General features: G+C 71.8%; 16 protein-coding genes. 2 read left to right on the top strand and 14 right to left on the bottom strand.

Features of this window, described 5'->3' with window-relative positions; all coding sequences use genetic code 11:
• Nucleotides 1-101: 101 nt before the first annotated feature.
• Nucleotides 102-3,662, top strand: coding sequence for a tetratricopeptide repeat protein (locus ABVN73_RS16320; RefSeq protein ID WP_353860672.1), 3,561 nt, complete (start codon nucleotides 102-104; stop codon nucleotides 3,660-3,662).
• 225 nt (nucleotides 3,663-3,887) lie between these two features.
• Nucleotides 3,888-4,070 (top strand): YdcH family protein, encoded by a 183-nt coding sequence (locus ABVN73_RS16315; RefSeq protein WP_014198642.1) that lies wholly within the window; start codon nucleotides 3,888-3,890, stop codon nucleotides 4,068-4,070.
• A 64-nt stretch (nucleotides 4,071-4,134) separates the two neighbouring features.
• On the opposite strand, the gene ABVN73_RS16310 is transcribed toward ABVN73_RS16315, so the two are convergent.
• From ABVN73_RS16310 to ABVN73_RS16245, 14 genes are all read right to left on the bottom strand, one after another.
• Complete coding sequence (locus ABVN73_RS16310; RefSeq protein ID WP_353860671.1) at nucleotides 4,135-10,158, bottom strand: tetratricopeptide repeat protein; 6,024 nt, start codon at nucleotides 10,156-10,158, stop codon at nucleotides 4,135-4,137.
• Complete coding sequence (locus ABVN73_RS16305; protein ID WP_353860670.1) at nucleotides 10,155-10,580, bottom strand: flagellar biosynthesis repressor FlbT; 426 nt, start codon at nucleotides 10,578-10,580, stop codon at nucleotides 10,155-10,157. The genes ABVN73_RS16310 and ABVN73_RS16305 overlap by 4 nt, the downstream gene beginning before the upstream one ends.
• A gap of 132 nt (nucleotides 10,581-10,712) precedes the next feature.
• Nucleotides 10,713-12,578, bottom strand: coding sequence for a flagellin (locus tag ABVN73_RS16300; RefSeq protein WP_353860669.1), 1,866 nt, complete (start codon nucleotides 12,576-12,578; stop codon nucleotides 10,713-10,715).
• A gap of 142 nt (nucleotides 12,579-12,720) precedes the next feature.
• A complete protein-coding gene (locus ABVN73_RS16295) occupies nucleotides 12,721-13,833 on the bottom strand; it encodes a ketoacyl-ACP synthase III (RefSeq protein ID WP_353860668.1) in 1,113 nt (370 codons plus the stop codon).
• 16 nt (nucleotides 13,834-13,849) lie between these two features.
• On the bottom strand, nucleotides 13,850-14,581 hold the full coding sequence (locus ABVN73_RS16290; protein ID WP_353860667.1) for an SDR family oxidoreductase: 732 nt from the start codon (nucleotides 14,579-14,581) through the stop codon (nucleotides 13,850-13,852).
• On the bottom strand, nucleotides 14,578-15,798 hold the full coding sequence (locus ABVN73_RS16285) for a fatty acid--CoA ligase family protein (RefSeq protein ID WP_353860666.1): 1,221 nt from the start codon (nucleotides 15,796-15,798) through the stop codon (nucleotides 14,578-14,580). Before ABVN73_RS16285 ends, ABVN73_RS16290 begins: the two co-directional genes overlap by 4 nt.
• Nucleotides 15,795-16,073 (bottom strand): acyl carrier protein, encoded by a 279-nt coding sequence (locus ABVN73_RS16280; protein ID WP_353860665.1) that lies wholly within the window; start codon nucleotides 16,071-16,073, stop codon nucleotides 15,795-15,797. Before ABVN73_RS16280 ends, ABVN73_RS16285 begins: the two co-directional genes overlap by 4 nt.
• Nucleotides 16,070-16,888 carry an alpha/beta fold hydrolase gene (locus tag ABVN73_RS16275; protein ID WP_353860664.1) on the bottom strand — a complete coding sequence of 273 codons (819 nt, stop codon included), beginning with the start codon at nucleotides 16,886-16,888 and terminating at the stop codon, nucleotides 16,070-16,072. Before ABVN73_RS16275 ends, ABVN73_RS16280 begins: the two co-directional genes overlap by 4 nt.
• 7 nt (nucleotides 16,889-16,895) lie before the next feature.
• Nucleotides 16,896-17,129: an acyl carrier protein gene (locus tag ABVN73_RS16270; protein WP_353860663.1), complete on the bottom strand. Its 234-nt coding sequence runs from the start codon at nucleotides 17,127-17,129 to the stop codon at nucleotides 16,896-16,898.
• A 15-nt stretch (nucleotides 17,130-17,144) separates the two neighbouring features.
• On the bottom strand, nucleotides 17,145-17,903 hold the full coding sequence (locus ABVN73_RS16265; RefSeq protein ID WP_353860662.1) for a glycosyltransferase family protein: 759 nt from the start codon (nucleotides 17,901-17,903) through the stop codon (nucleotides 17,145-17,147).
• Nucleotides 17,900-18,952: a pseudaminic acid synthase gene (gene pseI / locus ABVN73_RS16260; RefSeq protein ID WP_353860661.1), complete on the bottom strand. Its 1,053-nt coding sequence runs from the start codon at nucleotides 18,950-18,952 to the stop codon at nucleotides 17,900-17,902. The genes ABVN73_RS16265 and pseI overlap by 4 nt, the downstream gene beginning before the upstream one ends.
• Before the next feature lie 29 nt (nucleotides 18,953-18,981).
• Nucleotides 18,982-20,601, bottom strand: a complete 1,620-nt coding sequence (locus ABVN73_RS16255; protein ID WP_353860660.1) for a glycosyltransferase — start codon at nucleotides 20,599-20,601, stop codon at nucleotides 18,982-18,984.
• A 65-nt stretch (nucleotides 20,602-20,666) separates the two neighbouring features.
• Nucleotides 20,667-22,139 (bottom strand): hypothetical protein, encoded by a 1,473-nt coding sequence (locus ABVN73_RS16250; RefSeq protein WP_353860659.1) that lies wholly within the window; start codon nucleotides 22,137-22,139, stop codon nucleotides 20,667-20,669.
• Nucleotides 22,037-22,615 carry a tetratricopeptide repeat protein gene (locus tag ABVN73_RS16245; protein WP_353860658.1) on the bottom strand — a complete coding sequence of 193 codons (579 nt, stop codon included), beginning with the start codon at nucleotides 22,613-22,615 and terminating at the stop codon, nucleotides 22,037-22,039. Before ABVN73_RS16245 ends, ABVN73_RS16250 begins: the two co-directional genes overlap by 103 nt.
• Between the last annotated feature and the right edge of the window lie 11 nt (nucleotides 22,616-22,626).

Raw genomic sequence — 22,626 nt, 5'->3', positions numbered from 1 at the left:
GGGAACATGGCACTCCCTTCCGGCAACAGACCGGCGGCAACAGACCGGCGGAAGGCCCCGCGACCCGGGGCCGGATCGGGCAGACGGAAAAGGCGGACCCCATGAACCAGCCCCCCGACCAGGCTTCGCCGGCGTCACCGGACGATCTCGCCGCCCGGCTTGGCCGCGCCGTCGATCATCATCGGTCGGGCCGGCTGGCCGATGCGGAACGCGACTACCGCGCCGTCCTGGCAGCCGACCCGAGCCACCCCGACGCGTTGCACCTGCTGGGCGTGCTGGCGCTCCAGGCAGGGCATCCCGGCCCGGCCGTGGACCTGATCGAGGAGGCCATCCGGCAGGCCGGCGGCGTCGCCGACTACCACGACAATCTGGGGAGCGCGCTCGCCGCGCTGGATCGTCACGCCGAGGCGGCGCAGGAGCACCGCATGGCCGCCGCCCTGAATCCGCTGTCGGCCCGGCCGCGCCACAATCTGGGCAACGCCTTCCAGGCGCAGGCGCTGCCGGGGCTGGCGGCGCTGGCCTTCACCGCGGCGGTCGAGCTTGAGCCGGGTTACGCCAAGGCCTGGTTCAACCTCGGCAACGCGCTGCACGCCCAGAAGCGCCGCGACGACGCCCTGCGCGCCTTCGCCCGCGCCGCGCTTCTGGCCCCCGCGATGGCCGAGGCCCGCACCAACCTCAGCGACGCGCTGAGCGCCGCCGGTCGACTGGACGAGGCGCTGGCCGAGGCCCGCGCCGCGCTGCGGCTGCGGCCGGACGATCCGAAGGCCCACCACAATCTCGGGGCCGTTCTGCAGCGCAAGGGCGCCTACGAGAGCGCGGAGATCGCCTACCGCGAGGCGTTGAAGCGCGCTCCCGACCGCCTGACGACGCTGATCGAGCTGGGAATCGTCCTGCTGAAGCTGGGACGCCCCGCCCCGGCGGAGCGGTGCTTCCGCAACGCGCTGAGCCGGAACCCCCACGCCGTGGAAGCCATCCACAACCTCGGCAAGGCGTTGCAGGCGCAGGGACAGTACACGAAGGCGGAAGCCTGCTACGAGGAGGCGCTGGCCCACGACCCGGGGCTCGCCGCCGCCAGCGACAACCTCGCCATCATCGCCCTTCTGCACGGCCAGCTGGAGCGCGGCTGGGAGGGCCATGAGCAGCGTTTCGCCGCCGGCCGGGCCCGGCCGGACCGGCGGATCGACGCGCCGCGCTGGCGTGGCGAAGGGCTGCGCCGGCGCCGTCTGCTGATCTGGCGGGAGCAGGGGGTGGGCGACGAGATCCTGTTCGCCTCCTGCTACGGCGACGTCATCGCCTGGGGCGGCGGGCCGGTGACCATCGAGACCGATCCGCGGCTGGTCAGCCTGTTCGCCCGTTCCTTCCCGCGCGCGACGGTGCGGGCGGAGACCGTCGGCGGCGATGGGCGGGAGACCATGGTTACCCCGGATGCCGACCTCCAGATTCCGGCGGGCAGCCTGCCCGGCCTGCTGCGGGGATCGCTGGCCTCCTTCGACCAGTTCGACGCCTGGCTCAAGCCCGATCCGGCCCGCACCGCCCGATGGCGGGAGCGGCTGGACGCGCTGGGGCCGGGGGTGAAGGTCGGTGTCGCCTGGCGCAGCCATCGGGCCACGCCCGAGCACAAGGGCGCCTACACCACGCTGGACCAGTGGGCGCCCCTGTTCGGCCTGCCGGGGATTGTCCTCGTCAATCTGCAGCATGGGGATTGCGCGGCTGAGCTCGCCGCGGCGGGGGCTCGCTTCGGCGTGACCATCCACCGCTGGGACGACCTGAACCTGACGGACGACTTCGAGGCCGCAGCGGCCCTGACCGCCAATCTGGATCTCGTCATCACCCCGGCGACGGCGGCGGGCGAACTGGCCGGTGCCCTGGGCGTGCCGGTCTGGCGCTTCGGACACCCCAGTTGGACCCAGCTCGGCACCGGGGTCCGCCCCTGGTTCCCGTCGATGCGCCTGTTCCAGCCCCGCCCCGGCGAAACCTTCGACCATGTCCTGGCCGAGATGGCGCATCGCCTTGCCGCGTTGCGTCCCGCCCCGGCACGCCCGGCCGCACCACCTCCGCCCGCCGACCCGGACGCCGTGCTGAACGACGCCATCGCCCTGCACCGGTCCGGGCGGCTGGACGACGCCATGACGGCCTACCGCGCAGTCCTCGATCTGGAGCCACGGCACAGCGACGCGCTCCACCTTCTCGGCCTGATCCAGCACCAGCTCGGCCATCACGCGGAGGCGGAAGGACACATCGCGGCGGCGCTCCGCATCGATCCCGAATTCCCCACGGCCTGGAACCACCTCGGCCTCGTCCGGCAGGCGCTGGACCGCCCGGACCAGGCGCTCGTCTGCTTCAGCCGCGCCATCGCGCTGCGTCCGGACTTCCCCGAGGCCATGACCCACATGGGGCTCAGCCTGAAATCGCCGGACCGACTGAACGAAGCCAAGCGCTGGCACCGCCGTTCCATCCACATCGCGCCGACCAATCCGGCCGCCCACACCAACCTCGGTTACGTCTGCGAGATCGAAGGGCGGTTCGAGGCCGCCGCGGGCCACTACCGGCGTGCGCTGACCCTGCGTCCGGATTCCGCCGACACCCTGAACAACCTGGGCACCCTCGCGAAGATGGCGGACCAGCCGGCCCTCTGCCGGCATTTCCTCGACCGTGCCCTGCGGGTGGCCCCCGGCCTTCCTCTTGCCGCCTGGAACGTCGGGCTTCTTGCCCTGGCGGACGGCGACCTTGCCACCGGCTGGGCCGGCTATGAGCGGCGCTTCTCCGCCCGCCAGCTTCAGCGGGCCCGCCGCATCGCGCTGCCGGCGTGGAACGGCGAACCTCTGCGCGGGCGCCGCCTGCTGGTCTGGCCCGAGCAGGGGCTGGGCGACGAGATCCTGTTCGCCTCCGTCTTCGGCGAATTGAAGGACGGCGGCGGGACGGTGGTTCTGGAATGCGACCCACGTCTGGTCACCCTGTACGCCCGTGCCTTCCCCTGGGCGACCGTGCGGGCGGAGTCCGTCACCCCCGACGGGCGGGAGCGGTTCGACCCGCCGGATTGCGACCTGCAGATCGCCGCCGGTTCCCTGCCCGCCCTGCGGCGCGACCGGCTGGAACGCTTCCCGTCCCGCCCCTCCTTCCTGAGCGCCGATCCGCAGCGGGCCGCCTTCTGGCGGGAGCGGGTCGCGGCGCTCGGCCCTGGCCTGAAGGTGGGAATCAGCTGGCGCAGCCAGATCGTCACGGCGCATCGCGAAGGCGCCTACACCCGCATCACCGACTGGCTGCCGCTGCTGGAGGTGCCGGGGGTCCGGGTCGTCAACCTGCAATACGGCGACTGCGCCGCCGAACTGGCCTCCATCGAGCCGGACGGCGTGCGGCGCGTTCATCGCTGGGACGATCTGGACCTCAAGAACGACTTGGAGGGGGTGGCGGCCCTGATGGCGGCGCTTGACCTCGTCATCCTGCCCGCGACCGCCGCCGGGGAACTGGCGGGCGCGCTGGGGGTGCCGGTCTGGCGGCTGGGAGGCCGGGACTGGACCTGGATGGGAAGCGGGGTGCGGCCTTGGTTTCCCACCCAAAGGCTGATCGCGCCATACCCTGCCGAGACCTCCGCCGGTGTGGTCCGCCGGATCGCCGGGATGTTGGCCCTCATGGCGCCGGACCCTACCGCCGACGAGGTATGACGACGCAAGAAAGAGCAGGCTTTCGGCCTAATCCCGCAACGAACGGCACGGGGAAGGCATATGCGGCGAATTGACCTACTCCCCATCGTAAGGGGCGGTCACCCCCCGTCTTTGGAGTACTAGGACAAAAGTTTGGGGTTGTTTGGCAGCACGGATGGGTGAACACTATGGTTTCCGGCCTGCCGGACTTGGCAGGAGCCGGTTCGATCTGACGGAGAGCAGCCCATGCACACTGATGCTCGCCTATCTTCCCTGCAGGAAAAGCACCTGCGTCTCGACCGCGCCATCCTCGACGAGGAGAAGCGTTCGTGGCCTGACGAAAGTGCCATCAAGCGGATGAAGCTTGAGAAGCTCCACCTCAAGGAAGAAATTGATCGTTTGGCCAGAACCAGTCACAGGGTGAATTAACACCCTTCCGGATCGATCCGATTCGTAAAGTCGGGGGCGGCGGACGGTTCGCTCCCGGCTTTCTTTATCCGCCCGGCTTGGTGAGCGGTTCGGACACGGAACGAAGCGCCGCCAGCCGGCGCGCGATCCTCGGCAAGGCACCGGAAGCCGGCTCTCCCGCTGGTGCGGGAACCAGAACCATTGCCGGGAACCAGGGTCTGACGCCGGTGCTCAGCGCCGTCCAGTCCCCCTGCGGCCCGAACCGCCAGACCGGCACCCCCAGCGCCCCCGCCAACTCCCCCACCGAACTCGCCGGCGTGACGACGAGGTCGAGGGCCGTCATCAGGGCCGCCACCCCCTCCAGGTCGTCCTTGAGGTCCAGATCGCCCCAGCGGTGGATGGTCACCCCGAAGCGCCGCTCCGCCTCGGCGATCTCGGCGGCGCAATCACCGTATTGCAGGGTGACGAAAACCAGGCCGGGCAGCGCAAACACCGGCCCCCACGCGTCCAGCGGCGCGTAGGCGCCCCGGCGTTCCGCGGTCATCAGCCCGCTGCGCCACGCGATTCCCACCTTGAGGCCGGGGCCGAGCGCCGTCACCCGCTCCCGCCAGCGGGCGGCCCGCTCCGGATCGGCGACCAGGAAGGACGGGCGCGCTGGGAAGCGATCGAAACGGGGCCTTAGCCAACGTGGCAACGATCCCATGGCGACGTGGCGGTCGATGCCGGCGCAGGGCGCTTCCGGGTCCGCCGGGGCCGGGCGCCAATCCGCGCGGGGAAAGGACCGCGCGAACAACGGCACCAACCGCCGGTCGCACTCCACCACCACCGCGGCGGCCCGCGCGATCAGTTCATCCAGGCAACCGGCGAACATTATCTCGTCGCCGATCCCCTGCTCCGCCCAGACCAGCAGGCGCAGGCCGGCGGGGTCCTCCCCCTCCCAGGCGGGAACGGGAACGGCACGGGCGGCGCCGGACAGTTCGCGGGCGCGGAAGCGGGCGTCATAGCCGCGCCACCCCGATTCCAGCCGGCCGCGGGCCAGATCCAGAAGGCCAAGGTTGAAGGCCGCCGCCGGGTGCCCCGGTTCGGCCGCCAGGGCGCGGCGGCACCAGCGCTCCGCCGCCACGGTCTCGCCCCGGTCGCGCAGCAAACGCCCCAGATTGGCCAGCGCATCCCCCAGGGCCGGCACCAGGGCCACGGCCCGCATCAGCGCCCGCCCCGCCTCGTCCAGACGCCCCGCCCGGCGCAGCGCCACCCCCAGGTTCGACCAGCCGTCCGCGCGGTTCGGGGCCAGGCGCAACGCGTGGCGATGGCGCTCCTCGGCCGGCCCCAACGCGCCGAGCCGGGTCAGCACCGCGCCCCAATTGTCGTGCGCCTCCGCCAGGGCCGGGTCGGCCAAGGTCGCCCGGCGATGGGCCTCGGCGGCGGCGGTGAGGGCGTGCGCGGCCTCCAGTGCGTTGCCGAGGTTGGTGAGAGCCGCCGCGGCCGCCGGTTGCAGGGCGAGCGCCAGCCGGAAACGGCGCGCCGCCCCCGGCGCACGGCCGAGCGCCAGCAGCACCGTCCCCAGGCTCGAATGGGCGGCGCCGTACGCGGGCAGCGCGTCCAGGGCACGGGCGATGCGCGCCGCCCCCGCGGCGGAATCGCCGGTTTGATGCTCCAACAGCCCGGACAGGTGCAGGGCGACCGGGTGGTCCGCTTTGGCCTTCAGCACACGCTCGTACAGGGGCGCCGCCTCGGCCAGGCGGCCGTCCCGGTGAAGCGCGGCGGCGGTCTCCAACAGCCTGTCCGGGTCGTCCGGAACGCCCTGCGGCAAGCCACCGGGCGGCGGGTCGTCGTCCGTGGGCATGAGGCGGCGCAGCGTCGCTGCCATCCGGCCCATGACGTCGGCCAAGCCTTCGCCGGTGCGGGGCTGGAACAGGCGCATCGACGGGAACCAGGGGCGGACCCCGGTGCCGAGCTGGGTCCAGTCGCGGTGCCCGATCCGCCACACCGGCACGCCGAGGGCACCGGCCAGTTCGCCGGTGGAGATGGCGGGCGTGAGGACCAGATCCAGATTGGCGGTCAGCGCCGCCGCGGCCTCGAAGTCGTCCTTCAGGTCGAGATCGTCCCAGCGGTGGATGGTCACACCGAAGCGCGCCTCCGCCGCGGCGATCTCCACCGCGCAATCGCCATACTGAAGGTTGACGAACACCACCCCCGGCAGAGCGAACAGCGGCGCGAAGGCGTCCAGCGTTACGTAGGCGGCGCGGCGTTCGCCATCCATGATCTGGCTGCGCCACGCGATGCCGACCTTCAGCCCCGGTCCCAGAGCGGCCAGCCGGTCGCGCCAGCGGTCCAGGCGTCCAGGATCGGGGACCAGCCAGGGCCGGGCCGGGAACCGCTTCCAATCGGACCGCAGCAGCCGCGGCAGCGACCCGGCGGCGATCTGCACGTCCACGTCGCGCGGCTCCACGGTCGGCGGGCGAACCGTCGCACCGGGCAGGGAGCGCGCGAACAGAGACACCAGACGGCGGTCGCATTCGACCACCAGATGCCCGGCGCGGCGCAGCAGATCGGGATAGCAGGAGGCGAAGAGGATCTCGTCGCCCACGCCCTGCTCCCGCCAGACCAGCAGGCGGGCGGAAGCGATGTTCTCGCCACGCCAGGGCCGTGCCGCGAATTGGCGCTTCTGGCCGCGGAACTGCGGGGTGTCGAACCGCCACTCGTGCTCCGGCCATGCGGAGCGGAGGTCTCCCTGCTCCAGCAGCAGGAGCGACAGATTGTAATGGGCGGTCGGCAGCGCGGGATTGATCCGGATGGCTTGGCGGTAGGAATCGACGGCCTCCGCCGGGTGCTGCCGCCGCGCCCAATGCAGGGCGAGGTTTGCCCACGCCTCCGCCATCTCCGGCGCGCGGTCGACGGCCCGGCGGTGGCAGGCCAACGCCTCCTCGACAAGGCCGAGCCGGTCGAGCGCGCTGCCACGGTGGCTCCAGGCGGCGGCGGAGTCCGGAGCGCTCGCGGCGGCATGGCGCAGCAGCCGCTCCGCCTCCGTCGGTTGATCGGCGCGCAGGCGGAAGGCGCCGAGATTCACCAGCGCATCGGCGTCCGACGGCGCCAGGGCGAGCGCGCGTTGGTGACTCCGCTCCGCGCCCTCACGGTCCTCGCGCTCGGCGAGCAGATGGCCCAGATGGGTGTGCGCCACGCCGAGTTGCGGGCGGATCCGCAGGGCACGCCGCGCGCAGACCTCCGCTTCGGCTCCCTCGCCCAGCCCACGCAGCAGGGCGGTGCGGTTGAGCCAATGCTCCGCCGCGTCCGGACGGAGCAGAAGGGCGTTGCCCTGCGCCGCCCGTGCGGCGTCGTGCCGCCCCAGCGCCTGACAGGCATCGGCCAGGGCCGCGTGCGCGGCGGCGTTGCCGGCGTCGGCCGTCACGGCAAGGGCCAGCGCCGCCGCCGCACCCTCGGCATCGCCCTGGCGATGCCGCAGAATTCCCAACAGGTGAAGGGCGACGGGATGCTCCGGCGCGGCGTCCAACGCCGCACGGCAAAGGTCTTCCGCGTCTTGCAACGCTCCGGCGCGGTAGCGGGCGATGGCCTCGGTGATCAGCGCCTCGGCATCCGCAGGCACCGCCGGCGCCACGGGTGGACGGCTCGTCATGGCCTGGACCGGCCGCAGGAGATCGCTCAGGGTCCGCGCGACGCGCTCCATGACGGCTTCCAGCGTCTCGCCGGGGCGCGGCTGGAAGAGGCGCATCGTCGGATACCAGGGACGGACCCCGGTGCCCAGTTGGGTCCAGTCGCGGGCGCCGATGCGCCAGGCCGGCACGCCCAGAGCCCCGGCCAGCTCGCCGGTGGACACGGCGGGTGCGATGACGAGATCCAGCGCGGCGGTCAGGGCCGCCGCGCCCTCGAAATCGTCCTTCAGATTCAGATCGTCCCAACGGTGGATGGTCACGCCGAAACGCGCCTCCGCCGCGGCGATCTCCGCCGCACAGTCGCCGTACTGAAGGTTGACGAGAACCAACCCGGGGATCGTGAACAGGGGGGCGAACGCCTCCAGGGTGATGTAGGCGGCCTTTCGTTCGGTCGTCATCAGCTGGCTGCGCCAGGCGATGCCGACCCTCAAGCCGGGCGCCAGGGCGGCCAGCCGCTCCCGCCAAAGGGCGAGGCGTTCCGGGTCGGGAACCAGCCAGGGACCGGCTGGAAAACTCGTCAAGTCACGGCGCAGGAGGCGTGGCAGGGCGCCGGCGGCGATGTGGGCGTCGCAATCGGCCGGAACCGGCGCCCCCATCCCGTCGGCGGCGCTGCTGTCAGCCCGGACGGTGGCCCAGGGAAAGGAGCGGGCGAACAGGCTGACCAGCCGATGGTCGCACTCCAGGATGACATGGCCGACCCGACCCGCCGCCGCGCCATCCGCCGCCACGCGATCCGCCGCCACGCGATCCGCCAAGGCGGGATAGCAGGAGGCGAACATGATCTCGTCCCCCACACCCTGCTCGCGCCAGACCAGGAGACGAGGCACGGTCACACCGTCGTCCTGCCAGAGCGGCGCCGCGATGGCGCGCTCCGGATGCTCCTTGGCCTTGAAGCGGTCCCGATAGGCCGGCCAGCCTTCCCGCAGGTTGCCCGTCGCGAGGCTGACCAGAGCGAAGTTCAGCCGTGCCGCGGCCAGGGTGGGATCGATGCGCAAGGCACGGCGCAGGGTCCGCTCCGCTTCGGCCACGCGCATCGTCTGCCATTGCAGCATGCCGAGGTTGGCATAGGCTTCCGCATGCGCGACATCGATGGACAGGGCGCGCCGATGCGCGGTCTCCGCCTCCCCGTTCCGTCCCAGCACGTTCAGGGCAAGGCCCATGGTGGTCAGCGCGATGGCGCTCCGCGGCGCCAGCCGCACCGCGCGCCGGTGCAGGCGCAGCGCGCCCTGCCAGTCGTCGCCGTCCTTGAGGATGTTGCCGAGGTTGGTGTAGCTGTCGGGATAGTCCGGCTGGACGATCAGCGCGCGCCGGTACAACGCCGTGGCGGCCTCGGCCCGGCGCGCGACCCGGTGGGAATTGCCCAGATTGTTCAGCGCCTTGCCGTAGTCCGGCCGGATCGTCAAGGCGCGCTGGAAGACCCGCGCGCCCTCCAGGGGCCGGCCGACGCCGTCGAGGCCGGTGCCCAGATTGTTGAAGGCCACCGCGTCGGTGGGATGCAGCGCGATGCAGGTCCGCAGAGCCGCCACCGCGGCGGTGTGGTCACCCAGGTCAAGCAGGGCCACGCCGAGATTGTTCCACCCCCCCGCCAGCAGCGGGTCCCTGGACAGCGCGTCACGGTAGCGGCCCACCGCCTCCGCCAACCGTCCGTCCCCCTGGAGCGCGCTGCCCAGATGGAAGATCAGGCGGGCGTCCTGTCCGCTGTCGGCATCCACCGCCGGAGTCAGAACCGCCACGGCTTCGGCGAAGTCGCCGCGCCCGTTCAGGAGCGTTCCCAGGTCGCGCGCCACCTCGCGGTCGGTCGGGTCGTCGGCCAAGGCGCGGCGCAGGCACAATTCGGCGTCGGAATGGCCCAGGACCCGCAGCACGAGCGCCAGGCTGCGCCACGCCTCCCTATGGTCCGGCCGTGCCTGGACGACCCGGTAGAAGGCCAGGGCGGCCTCGTCGAGACGGCCAAGGCGCCGGTAGAGGACCGCCAGATCGAAGCGGGTCGCCGTGCGTTCGGGATCGGCGCGCAGCGCCTCCTCGTAAGCCGCGATGGCGTCGCCGATCCGATCCTGCGCCTGGAAAAGAAAGCCGAGATTGCCGAGCGCCTCGGCGTAGCCGTCCTGAAGCGCGATGGCGCGGCGATAGGCGCGGATGGCGTGCTCCGGCTCGCCCCGGTCGGCGAAGACGTTGCCCAGGCTGTTATAGGCCGGGGCGAAGGATGGATTGGTCGCCACGGTCGCCCGAAAGCACGCCGCCGCCCGCCCGGACTCGCCGGCCTGATAGGCGGCGATCCCCGACAGGTGACGGGCATCGGCATGGGCGGGATCAGCGGACAGGATGCGGTGGTAGAGCTGCCGCGCCTCCTCCAGATTGCCCGCCCGGTGCCGGTCGATGGCGTCGGTCAGAAGCGCGTCCACGGATTGGCCGTCCCAATCCCCGACGCCCGCGTCGATCACGGCGCCGGATCGGCCGCCGGGCTTTCCGCCGCCCCTTCCGAGGCGTTGGAGGAGGCATCGCCGCCCTTGAACATCTTCCGGCAGATTTTCAGCGCGCGGTAATAATTGCGGGCCTCCACCAACCGCTCGATCTCGTCGAGATCATCGCGGCAATCAGGGCGCGCATCACGCGTCTCGCCCAGGATCGAAGCGAAGCGCTGCAGATTGAGAACCGCGTCTTCCGGAAAAATGTAGATAAGCTGGATGACGAAGTAGAGCTTCTTTTCGATGCAATCGATCTGCTCTTCCTTCAACACCTCACGCCCGCGGAGGAAGTTGGCGGTGTTGTAAAGGAAGAACGAACCCGGACGGTCGCCGGCCCCGATGACCGCGCCGTTGATGATGACCTTTTCATTGGGGCGGAGAACGAACTTCAGAGGCATGAAACGGACCCGGTCCTTGTCTCGGCGGCGCGCGGAAGCGGAAAGCGCTTGTCGGAAAGCACCGCACCAAATGAAACGGGCGGCGGCTCGCGCCGCCGCCCGCCGGGCGTAATCCTACCCGAACTCTCAGGCTTAGAACAGACGCAGGATCGACTGCTGCGACTGGTTGGCCAGCGAGAGGGCGATGGTGCCGAGCTGCTGGCGGGTCTGCAGCATCAGCAGGTTGGCGCCTTCCTCGTTCTGGTCGGCCAGCGTCAGCTTGCTCGCGCCTTCCGTCAGCACGTCGCTGAACTCCTTGGTGAAGTTCTCACGGGTCGTGATGACGTTCAGGTTGGTCGACAGCGTCTGCGAAGACGACCGCAGGGTCTGCTTCGCGTAGTCGATGCTGGCGACCGCCTTGTCGATGTCGGAGCGGTCGGTCCAGTCGTTCTGCGCGTAGTCCAGACGCAGGCCCTGGCCGCTGGTGGTCAGGTTCTGGGCCTGCACCGTGATCGCGTTGGTGTTGCGCTCGTTGAGCTGCACCGTCAGATCGTTCGACGTGTTGGCGTCGGTCACCTGCACCGAGACCAGGTTGGCCGCGGAGTTGGCCGCCGCCGCCTGCTTGATGTTCTTCTGGTCGACGTTGAAGCGCACCGTGCCGGTGTCGAACGCGAAGGCGTTCTCGCCCTCCGACAGCTTGCCCTCGCCGCGCTTGGCCATACCGTCGCGGGTCACCGTGGCGCCGCTCAGGTTGCTGACCTGGATCTGGATGTCGACCTTCTTCTCGATGGTCGAGATGCCGTTGCCGTTGTTGGCGGCCTGCTCCAGCAGGTTGCGGTCCACCGTGAAGGACACGATGGTGCCCGACGCGAAGCTCTCGGAGATGCGCTTGGTGAGGGCGTTCTCGGCCGTCGCCTTGACGTTCATCTCGCGGGCGGCGTTGGTCGTCGTCGCACCCGACAGCGTGATCGTGCCGGTCGCGTTGGTCGTGACGGTCTGGACGTCCTTGCCGCTGAGGCGGCCGTTGGCGCCCAGCGCGTTGTTGATCGACGCCTTCAGCTGGTTGGCGATGTTGACGCGGGCGGTCTGGCCCGTCGCGACGTCGCCGGCGGTGGCGGTGTAGGTGAAGGTCTGGTCTTCGACGGTGATCGTGAAGCTGTCGCCGGCCTCGATCGTACCGCCCATCGACACCTGGGTGATCTGCGCGGTGCCCGACTTGGCCGCCGTCGTCGTGTTGGCGGCGATGGTCTGGCTGTTGTCGAAGTAGCTGATCGTGCGCGACTCGTTGCCGTCCGTGACGATGAACGACCGCTCACGGCCCTTCGCGCCGCGGACCTCGATCTGCACGTCCGAGAAGCTGCCCGCCGACGTCGACATCGTGCCGGACAGCTTCAGGCCGACCAGGCCGTGGGCCATCTCGGCGCTGTTGATCTCGCCGGCCGCGCCCTCGATGGAGCCGTCGCCCTTGACGCGCACCGTGTAGGTGTCGGTCGACACCACGTTGGTGACGCGGGCGTTCTCGATGCCCTGGATGGTGTTGACGGCGCGGCGCGAGTCGCTGGTGGAGTCCAGCCGCAGCCCGTTGCCGGCCAGCAGGTTCTTGCCACCGTAGGCGGAGTCACCGGCCAGCTTGTCGATCTGCTCCTTCAGCGCGTTGAACTGGTTGGAGAGCGACTTGCGGGTGGCGACGGAGCCGGCGTCGGTGCCCAGAGCGGAATAGGCGGCGGTGGTCAGGCCTCGCGCCTGCTCGATCATGTCGTCGATCGAGGTCAGGCCCTTGTCGGCGGCCTTGATGGTGCTGATGGCCTGACCCATCGTGTCCTTCAGCGCGGTCAGGTCGCCGGCGCGCTGGGTCAGGTTCTTTGCGGCGAAGAAGGACGTCGGGCCGTCGAGCGCCGAGTTGATCTTGTTGCCGGTGGCGAGGATGTTCTGCTTCTTCGCGATCGAGTCCTGGACGCCCTGCAGCTGCAGCAGGTTCGTGCGCATCGACGACGAGAGGGAGATGTCGCTGGTAGCCATGGAGTCACTCCTTTTGGAGGATGTCGATCCGCACGACGGTGCGCGTACGGAGAGGGACTAATTCCCTCGGGCTACCGGTAGGCAATAAATGGGCCAGATCGAATTTGCCGCCCAGGCGAGGAAAATCCTGCCTCCGGGCAAATCAGGGGTCGGCAATTTTTGCCGGGAACTGGGCAAGATTTGCCTCCCTCCCGGCACCCTTTGCCGGTTGCGCATCCGACCCGGCAGATTCTGCCGAGCTTGCAGGGAGCGTGATCACCTCGCAGGCGGCGAGCGGGCCGGCGGTCAGCGCAACGCTCCCCCACGACCAGCCGACACCGAATCCCGAGAGCAGAAGGCGCAGCGGACCGCCGTGCAGCGCCCCTCCCAGTTCGGAGGCCAGCGCCAGTGGGATGGACGCCGAACTGGTGTTGCCGAACCCGGCGAGCCCGACCACCGTCTGCGCGGGGGTCGCCCCGAGCTTCTGGGCGAGGTGTCGGATCATCTGGGCGTTGGCCTGATGCAGCACCAAGCGGTCGACCGCCTCCATCGCCCACCCGGCGCGCTCCAGAACCGCGCGGATGTTGCCGGGCACCTCGCGCAGGGTGAAGGCAAAGACCTGGGTGCCGTCCATGAACAGATGCGCGGGCTCGTCCGGCCGCCGCAGACCGCCGCCGGGGACGGCGAGGTAGGGGGCGCCGGCACCGTCGCTGCCCAGCGCGAAGACCATGGGCGCCGCCCCCGCCTCAGCCACCAGCGCCGTCGCCGTCGCGGCGTCGCCGAACAGGGGCGCCACGGCCCGGTCGCCGGGGTCGATCACGCGCGACGTCGTGTCGCCCGCGACCAGGAGCGCCCGCCGTCCGCCGGCCGCCTTCAGCATCGCCGACGCGGTCCACAGGCCATGGACGTAACCGGAGCAGCCGAGCGTCAGGTCGAGCACCGCGGCACCCTTGCCCAGCCCCAGCCGGTGATGGAGGAGATAGCCCGAGGCCGGCAGGATGTGGTCGTGGGTCTGGGTGACCATGACCAGAAGGTCGACGCTGTCCGCCGTCCAGCCCAGCCGGTCGAGCAGGCGCCGCGCCGCGGCCTCGCCGAGGTCCGAGGTGCATTGGTGCGGCGGTGCGAGGTGCCGGGCCTCGATGCCCGTCGCCTTGGCGATCCGGCGGGCGGCGTCCTCGCCGAAACGGGCGGCCAGATCCTCCACCGTCTCGCGCCGCTCCGGAACGCAGGCGACGAGGCCGGTCAGGGCGACGCCATCGATCACGCTGGCCACCATGGGGCGCCTCCTTCCGTCAGCCGGTGATGCCGCCGTCCACGACGATGGTCTGGCCGGTCACGAAGCCCGCCCCGTCGCCCAGCAGGAACCGCACCACCGGGACGACGTCGGCCACCTCGCCCAGCCGGCCCAGCGGCGTGCGCCGCACGATCTGGTCGCGCTGCCCCTCGGCCAGGGTGACCGACATCTCGGTGGCGAGGTAGCCGGGCGCAACGGAGTTGACGGTGACCTGGAGCCGCCCGACTTCGCGGGCCAGGGCGCGGGTCAGCCCGTCCAGCCCGGCCTTCGACGCCGAATAGGCGGACAGGCCGGTGTAGCCCCGCTGCCCGATGATCGACGAGATGTTGACGATCCGCCCAGGCCCCCGCTTCACCAGCTTGGCCCGCAGGAAGGCGCGGGCGACCTGGATGGCGCCGGTCAGGTTGACCTGGACGACCTCCTCCACGTCGATCTCGGGGAAGGTCGCCAGCACGCCCTCGCGCGCGATCCCGGCGTTGTTGACCAGTCCCCAGAGCGGCGCCCCGCCGCCCCAGTCCAGCGCGGCCTCCGTGAAGGCGCGCACCTGATCCCCGTCGCCGATCCGGCAGGCCTGCCAGAACAGGTCCGGCCCGGCCAGCCGTTCCAGTGCGGCGCTCGGCGCGCGGCTGCAGGTGGAGACCCGGTAGCCGTCGGCCAGCAGCGCCTCGACGATGCCCAGCCCCAGCCCGCGGCTGCCGCCGGTAACGATGACGTGCCGTTTGCCGCTCATGCCGTTCCCTTCCGCGTCTTCTTGCCCGCCGCGCCCAGGGCGATGCTTCCGGTCATGGTCACCAGCCGGGGACGAGCCGCGGGCGGCAGGTCGGCCACGGCGTTGCGGATCGCGGCGCGCAGACCGGCCTCGTCCGTCCCCGGGGCGGGGACCACCCGGGCGGTCAGGATGTGGCCGGTCACCGGGTTGGCCGCGGCCTCGACCAGGGCGTCCCGAACGCCCGGAACGTCCAGCAGGATCTGCTCCACCACCTCCGGGGAGACCTTGACGCCACCGACATTGATCCGCCCGTCGAGCCGCCCGGCGAACAGCGCGCGGTCGCCGCGCAGCTCCACGATGTCACCGGTGGACAGCCAGCCGCCGCCATGGACGACCCCATGGCCGACCTCCAGGCCGAGCATGGCGCGGGGGCTGTTCACCTCCAGCACACCATCGCGGACACGCAACCCCACCCCGTCGATGCCGCCATCCAGCCAGGCGGCGGGAAAGCCGGCCATGCCGTCTCCCACCGCGAAGAGCGCCCCGGCCTCCGTCGAAGCGTAGATGTGCCGCAGCTTGGCGGTCGGGAACCGCGCCGCCAGCCGGTCGAGAAGCGGCTGGTCGGCCACCTCGCCGCCCAGCGTGACGGCCGCAAGCGGCGGGGCCTCGCCGTCGAGCGCCAGCAGGAAGGCGCGCCAGAAGCTGGGCGTCGCGCTGATGTGGGTGACGGCGTGCGCCACGGCGAGGCGCGCCAGTTCCGCCGCCCCGGCGCCGGGCGCCGACACCAGCGTCGCCCCGGCCGCCAACGCCGTCAGGATCACCTGCAGCCCGGCGAAGGACGCCGGCTCATAGGCCAGCAGCCAGCGCGCGTCCGGGTCGACGCCACCGCGCAGGCGTCCGCGCAGGCGCTGGAAGTCGTGCCGGATCAGCTTCGGCGCGCCGGTGGTGCCGGAGGTCTCCAACAGCACGGCGAAGCCCGGCTCGCCGGGCTCGCCCACCGCCTCCGCGGGCGTGGCGCGGCGCGACAGATGCAGCGCCACGCCGGCCCGCTCGGCGGCGACCAGGGCGGCGGCCAGGGCCGGCACGCCCAGCGGCGGCAGGACCACCCTCCCCCCCGAGGCACGGAACGCCGCCTCGAAGGCGTCGGCCTGCGCGGCGATCTCCGCCCAGCCGACGCGGCGCTCCGCCTCGATCAGACGAACGCCGGGATGCAGCCAGGAGGGCGGCGGCAGGCTCATGCGGACCCGGCGGGCAGGCCTGAAGGGCTGAGGGCCGGGCGGTAAAGGGCCGCAAGCTCCCCGACCGTGTTGAACTGGACGAAGCCGGCGCGGAACGGGTCCTGGCCGGTGCGCTGCTCCAGCACCACCAGCAGGGTGGCGAGGTCGAGCGAATCGATCGGCAGATCCCCGCCCAGAAAGCGCGTGTCCGGGCCGAGCGCCGGCAGGGTCTCCCCCTTCTCGGCGGCGATGCGGGCAAGCTCTTCGGCGATCAGCGCGAACATGGAATCGGTCATTGGGGGTCGCATGCGGAAAGAAAGTCGTGGAGGGTGGCCGTTGCTGGGGTTGCCGCCTCACTATGCGGCAAGTGCCCGGCCTTGTCGAAGAGATGAAGCGGCGCACCGGGGGGCAGGCGCTCGGCGCTCGGCACCGGGATGATGCGGTCCTCCCGTCCCCAGAGAAGCTGGATCGGCATCGGAAACGCCGCCCAGTCCACCGGGTCGGACGACCGGTGCGCCTCCGCGAAGGAGCCGGCGATGATCCGCTCCAGGGCGGCGCGGCGCCGGGGGTCGGCGGCCTGGGCGTGCATCACCTCGCCGACGCGTCCCGCCAGCAGCCAGGGCCGCGCGAACAGGCGCGCGGCGCAGTCCCGCCCCTCCTCCACCGTCTCCAGAGCGGCGACCCGCCGCAGGAACTCCAGGTCGAAGTCGGGGCCGAGGCCGGCGCTGGCGACCAGCGACAGGCTCGCCACCCGGTCCGGGGCCAGACGGGCCAGTTCCAGCGCGACATAGCCGCCCATCGAATGGCCGACCGCGTGGACCCGCGAAATCTCCAGCGCGTCCAGCAGGCGCAGCAGCCATGGAGCGAAGGCGCCGACCCGGCCGTCCCCGACCTCCAGGGTCGAGGCGCCGTGCCCCGGCAGATCGACCGCCAGAACCCGGCGGCCGGCGGCCAGAGCCGCGGCGTTGAACTGCCAGGTCAGCGAATCCCCGGCGAAGCCATGCAGCAGCAGGGCCGGAACGCCGCCCCGCCCCATGGACAGATACGAGGCGGGACCGCCCTCGATGTCGGCGCGGCCGCGCCGTGGGGAGCGGTCAACCTTTGGCGTCACTGGAGCGTCAGGCCGCGACGGCGACGCCGGCCAGGGCGAGCAGGTCGTCCACCGTCTGCGCCTTGACGAGCTTCTCGCCCTCGACGACGTGGCCGAGCTTCTCGTCAACCAGCGCGATGAAGCTGATGACGGCCAGCGAGTCCCAGGAGTCGATGGAGTCGAGTTCCTCCGCGCCGGTCAGGGTGCCGGCGTCCAGCTCCAGCATCTCGTCGAGCGCGAGCAGGAAATCCTTGCGGTTCATGGTGGTGTCTCCATTTCAGTGGAGCGTGTTCTGACGCACGCTGCCGTTCAGGTCGGCCCATTCAGGGTGCTCGCGCAGGACTTTGCAACAATCCTGCCAGCCGAAGTCGGGTTTTTTGGGAAGCAACGCCCCCAGCAGGCGGCGGACCAGCTCCAGGTCGGCGGCCTCGTCCACGCACCAGCGCTGGGCGAGGACGCTGCCGTCCTCCGGCACCAGGGGCGGACCGATGCGGAAACGCTCCGGGCGGCGGTAGAGGTGGGCGGTGACGTGTTCGCGTTCCACCGGCTCGGCGGCACCGGCGGCGGCCTCGTCGAGGGCGGCGCGCGTGAAGACCTCCGCGTCCAGCCCGCGCGGGAAGCGGGAGACGTCCAGACTGAGATAATCCAGCGGAGGCGTCGATCCCAGAAAGGCGGTCACCAGACGATCCACCAGCGCCGGATCGATCAGCGGGCAGTCGGCGGTGACCCGCACCACCACCTCCGCCCCGGCCATGGCGGCGGCCCCGGCGAAGCGCCCGAGCACGTCCTGCTCGTCGCCGCGGAAGACCGGCACGCCGAGCGATTCCGCCAGTTCCGCCACCGGGTCGTCGGTGCCGTTCACCGTGGTCGCCAGCACCAGCGCGTCAACCGCCCGGCAACGTGCCAGACGTTCCAGATGATGAGCCAGCAGGGGTCGCCCCGCCGCGTCCATGAGCACCTTGCCGGGCAGGCGGGTCGAGGTCATGCGGGCCTGCGAGATGCAGACGACGCGCGGCCTGACCGTGGCGACGCTCATGTCTCCTCCGGGGCCAGCATGTCCCAGCGCAGCGGCTCGCCGCGCCCCAAGGAGCGGGCGGCACGGCGCCCGAGGACGGCGGGGAGATGCTTCGGCTCCAGTCCGAAGCCGGGACGGATGGAGCGGACGTTGGCGGCGCTCAGCGCCTCGCCCGCCGCCACGTCGGCGGTCACGTAGAGGGAGCGGCGGTAGTCGCGCCCGCCCGCCTCGCTCGGCTTCACCCCGTAATGGACGCGGCCCAGCGCCGCCCAGGCGGTGCGGACGGACTCGGCCATCGCCTTGAACTCCGCCGGCTCCAGCGAGAAGGCGCTGTCCACCCCGCCATCGGCGCGCGACAGGGTGAAGTGCTTCTCGATCACCACCGCGCCCAGCGCCGCCGCGGCGACCGGCACCGCCGCGCCGTGGGTGTGGTCTGACAGGCCGGCGGCGACGCCGAAGGCCTGCGCCAGATGCGGGATGGTGCGCAGGTTGCAGTCCTCGGGCGGGGTCGGGTAGCCGCTGACGCAATGGAGCAGGACGAGCGGCGCGTCGCCCGCGGCCTCCACCGCCTCCCCGATCTCGCCCAGCGTGGCGAGGCCGGTGGAGAGGATCAGCGGCCTGCCGGAGCGGGCCGCCCGGCGGATCAGCGGCAGGTCGTTCAGCTCGAAGGAGGCGATCTTGAAGGCCGGGGCGTCCAGCCGCTCCAGAAGCTCCACCGCCGTGTCGTCGAAGGGGGAGCTGAAAATGGTCAGGCCGACGGCGCGGGCGCGCTCGAACAGCGGGCCGTGCCATTCCCAGGGGGTGTGGGCCTCGCGGTAGAGGTCGTGCAGGGTGCGGCCCTTCCACAGCCCGCCCTCCAGCAGAAAGCCCGGCCCGTCATGGTCGATGGTCAGGGTGTCGGCGGTGTAGGTCTGCAGCTTGACCGCGTCGGCGCCGGCCTCCTTGGCGGCGTCGACCAGGGCGAGCGCCCGGTTCAGATCGCCCTTGTGGTTGCCCGACATCTCGGCGATCAGATAAGGCGGATGGCCGGGGCCGATGGGGCGGCCGTTGATGATGACGTCGCGCGGCACGGAAGGCGTCTCGCTGTGGTGGTCGGGTGTCACTCTGCCACGGAAGCGGGCGGCGGGGATTGCTTTTGTGCGTCCGCCTTGGCCGCCGCCCGCAGGAGGTCGCGCGCCTCCTCGCCATAGGCCAGCAACCGTTCGGCGCAGCGGTGGCGGTCGCCGACGGTCCGGAAGCGGATGCGCGACAGCTCCGCCTGCCGCTCCCGCAGCGCGGGGTCGGCGACGAGGGCGGCGGCGCGCTCCACATAGGCGGCGGCGTCCGGCACGGGTATCCCCGCCCCCGCCACGCTCGCCACGTCGCCCCAGGCCAGCGTGACCACCGGCAGCCCCTCGGCGATGGCGTAGGCGGCGCTGCCGCCGCCGCCCTGGCGCGACGGGTTGAGGTAGGCGTGGCAGCGCCGGTAGAAGGCGCGGATGTCCTTGAGATGGCCCAGGCTGCGCATCCGCGCGCCGTTGCGCGCCGCCTTCAGCCGGGCCGGCAACCGCTCGACCTCCCCGGCGAAGACGATCACGGCACCGGGGCAGCGGTCGAGGATGGAATCGGCCAGCGCGAGGAACTCAGCCGTCACCTCCAGATCGAGGCGGGTGCCGACCACAGCGAAGACGAAGGCCGCATCGCCCAGCTCGAGCGTGCCCCCGACTCCCGCCGTGGGGGGCGGGGAGAAGCCCAGCGTGAAGGGCCGGAAGCGCCGCGCGAAGGGGCGGCGGTAGAGCGCCGGCAGGGCGTCCGTGTGGTTCCCCTCCTCGTAACCCAGCACCAGATGGGCCAGCGAGATGGTCATGCCCGACGTTGTGGGCAGGCAGACCACCGGCCGGGCGTCTGTCACCGCGAACAGGTCGCCCACCACGTTGGCCCCGCCGAAGGTGACCAGCAGATCGGGGTCGTAGCCGTCGATGGCGCCGACGATGGTGGACAGCTTCTCCTTCGAAAAGGCCCGGTCGGTGAAGGACGCCATCTTCACCTGCCGGCCGAACATCGTCAGCGCGAAGACGCCCTCGTAATCGGTGACCAGCTCCGCGATCATCGGCGGAACGAACAGGCTCTCGGCCCGCAGCGGCATGGTGTTGCAATTGATGATGGCGACGTCGAGCCCGAACGCGTCCTGGAGCCGGCTGGCGTAGTCGAAGCAGTCGCGCGAGGGCTGATGCTGGTCGTTGGTGAACTGGTTGGTCAGCACGGCCACCCGGCGGATCGGCCCGTCGCGCGGCACATGGCGCGGCGGAACGATGCCCCAGCGCCGCTCCACGGCCCGCACCAGCTCCTCATGGAAGCGGAACAGGTCGCAGGGACCGAAGGCGGCCAGCTTCTCCGGCGCCGACGCCGCCAGGAACAGCTGCCGCGCCATGCACCAGTAGGTGTAGTGCATCATCTGCGGCCCGACCCGCTCCCCGCCCAGCAGCAGGTAATGGAGAATCCGCTCGTAGTGGTAGAGGTCGCCGGTGAGCTGGAACAGCACGGAGTGGAGCAGCACCGTCTCGCCGGTCGGCGGATCGCGGCGCAGGTCCTCGGCGATGGACAGGCGGGCGTCCGCGTCCAACTCGCGGCGCATGCGCTCGCAGTGGTCCGTCAGGGCGTTGAGGCGGTCAGCGTTGAACTGGCGTTCGGCCAGCAGGGCCTTCAGCGTGGCGGCTTGGTCCCCGGCGATGTCGGACATGCTGTTCCCCCAACCGGCGCCCGTGGTGCGCCCCGCCTCCTGATATCCCCGGCGTGGTTAAGGTTTCAAGAATGTGCGGCAGCCCGCTCCTCCAACGCCGCCGCGGCCTCCTCCGCCACCGCGTTCCAGTCGCCGGGGCGGGGCTGGCGGAACAGGCGGGCGGTCGGGTACCAGGGGCTGTCGGCGCGGTCGAGCAGCCAGCGCCAGTCCGGCGCGTGGGACAGCAGGACCCACAGCGGCACGCCCAGCGCCCCGGCCAGATGGGCGGGGGCGGTGCAGGAGGACACCACCAGATCGAGCGACGCCATGATCGCCGCGGTGTCGGCGAAGTCCCGGATCTCCGGCGCCAGATCGGTGAAGGACGGGGGCATCGGCCGCCGCGCCACGTCGTCATGGCCGGGGCCGAGTTGCAGGCCGAAGAACCGGCAGCCCGGCACCGCCAGCAACGGGGCCAGCGCCGCCAGCCCCGGCGACCGCTCGCGGTCACCGGCGAACTGCGGGTTGCCGGCCCAGACCAGACCGACCGCGAGACCGTCCCCGGCCAGCCGTTCCCGCCACGCCGCGGCGCGCGCCGGATCGGCGGTCAGATAGGGGACGGCGGCGGGAATGGTCTCCAGCCGGGTGGCGAAGGCCCGCGGCAGGCTGAGCAGCGGGCACTGCCAGTCGAAGGCGGGCAAAGCATCGCCCCGCGCGACGACCCGCTCCACCCCCGGCAGGCCGCGGAACAGCGGCACCAGATCGGCGCCGACCTCCAGCAGCACGCGGGCGCCGCGGGCGGCGACCAGAGGGGCGTAGCGGACGAACTGGATGGCGTCGCCGCGGCCCTGTTCCTCGTGCAGCAGGATGGTCTGCCCGGCGATGCCCTCGCCGCTCCACAGCGGCTGCGGCAGGCCCCGCGGTCTCGTCGGGAATTCGGCCACGCCCCAGCGCGCCTCGTAATCCTCCCAACCGCCAAGCAGGTCCCCGGCGAGGAGCCGCGCCAGCGAGCGGTTCCAGCGCGCCTCGGCGCTGGACGGCTGGAGGCGCACGGCGCGGTCGTGCAGACGCAGCGAGTCCGCGATCTCCCGCCGGTCCCGCAGACGGTTCGCCAGCCCGCTCAGCGCGCTGCGGTGATCGGGCCGGAGGACCAGCGCGCGGCGAAGCGATTCCAGGGCGCCGGGCCCGGACAGGGAGAGCGCGTGCCAGCCGTTCGCCGAATCCGGACGCAGCCGCAGGAGACGGCGCAGCGTCCTCACAGCCCCCTCCTCCCCGCACATCCTACGCTGGGCGGCGGCCAGAAGCTCCAGCGCGCCGTCGTTCGCCGGGTCGAGCGCCAACGCGCCGCGCAGGGCCGCGACGACGGCGGCCCAACGCCCCGCGTCGTACTGGGCGCGCCCGAGATTGAGCCGGGCCGTCGCGTCTTCCGGCAGCAGGAGCACGGCCTGCGCCAGCGCCGTCACCGTCTCAGGGTCCCTGATCCGCTGGAGCGCCACGCCGAGGTGATGCCACGCCTCTCCATGGTCGGGACGCAGCCGGACGGCGCGGCGCAGGGCGGACACGGCCTCGCTTGTCCGTTCCGCGTAGCGCAGCAGGATTCCGGCCTGGGCCATCGGCTCGGCGAGGTCGGGCTGGATGACGGTGGTGCGGCGGTAGGCCGCCAGGGCGAGCCCGCCGTCCCCGCCTGCCGCGCCGCTGCCGCCAGCGGGAAGGCGAGCGCCGCCGAATCGGGGCAAAGACGCAGGGCGGCCCGGTATTCCTGCGCGGCGGCGGCGGGATTGCCGCGGGCCTGATGCAGCGCCGCGAGGTTGGCGCGGTATTCGGGCTGGCCCGCGCGCAGCGCCACCGCCCGGCCCAGCAGGTCGGCGGCTTGGTCCAGCCGCCCGCCCTGGGCGCAGAGAAGTCCGTAGAGGTGAAGGGCGTTCGGCTCGTCCGGAACGGCGTCGAGGATCCGCCCGTAGAGGGTTTCAGCCTCGTCCGTCCGCCCGGCGGTGTGAAGGTCGAGCGCGATGGCCAGCGCCTCGTCCAGCGTCGCCACGGCGCTCGCTC

The organism is Azospirillum formosense (assembly GCF_040500525.1).
Lineage (GTDB): Bacteria > Pseudomonadota > Alphaproteobacteria > Azospirillales > Azospirillaceae > Azospirillum > Azospirillum formosense_A.
This window is presented reverse-complemented; position numbering and strand designations above follow the sequence as displayed.

Excerpts from the sequence above, each read along its gene's own strand:
- ABVN73_RS16270 (WP_353860663.1), bottom strand. The coding sequence starts at position 17,129 with ATGAACCGCAAGGATTTCCTGCTCGCGCTCGACGAGATGCTGGAGCTG.
- ABVN73_RS16300 (WP_353860669.1), bottom strand. The coding sequence starts at position 12,578 with ATGGCTACCAGCGACATCTCCCTCTCGTCGTCGATGCGCACGAACCTG.
- ABVN73_RS16315 (WP_014198642.1), top strand. The coding sequence starts at position 3,888 with ATGCACACTGATGCTCGCCTATCTTCCCTGCAGGAAAAGCACCTGCGT.
- ABVN73_RS16305 (WP_353860670.1), bottom strand. The coding sequence starts at position 10,580 with ATGCCTCTGAAGTTCGTTCTCCGCCCCAATGAAAAGGTCATCATCAAC.
- ABVN73_RS16280 (WP_353860665.1), bottom strand. The coding sequence starts at position 16,073 with ATGACCGATTCCATGTTCGCGCTGATCGCCGAAGAGCTTGCCCGCATC.
- ABVN73_RS16320 (WP_353860672.1), top strand. The coding sequence starts at position 102 with ATGAACCAGCCCCCCGACCAGGCTTCGCCGGCGTCACCGGACGATCTC.
- ABVN73_RS16295 (WP_353860668.1), bottom strand. The coding sequence starts at position 13,833 with ATGGTGGCCAGCGTGATCGATGGCGTCGCCCTGACCGGCCTCGTCGCC.
- ABVN73_RS16285 (WP_353860666.1), bottom strand. The coding sequence starts at position 15,798 with ATGAGCCTGCCGCCGCCCTCCTGGCTGCATCCCGGCGTTCGTCTGATC.
- ABVN73_RS16255 (WP_353860660.1), bottom strand. The coding sequence starts at position 20,601 with ATGTCCGACATCGCCGGGGACCAAGCCGCCACGCTGAAGGCCCTGCTG.
- ABVN73_RS16265 (WP_353860662.1), bottom strand. The coding sequence starts at position 17,903 with ATGAGCGTCGCCACGGTCAGGCCGCGCGTCGTCTGCATCTCGCAGGCC.
- ABVN73_RS16290 (WP_353860667.1), bottom strand. The coding sequence starts at position 14,581 with ATGAGCGGCAAACGGCACGTCATCGTTACCGGCGGCAGCCGCGGGCTG.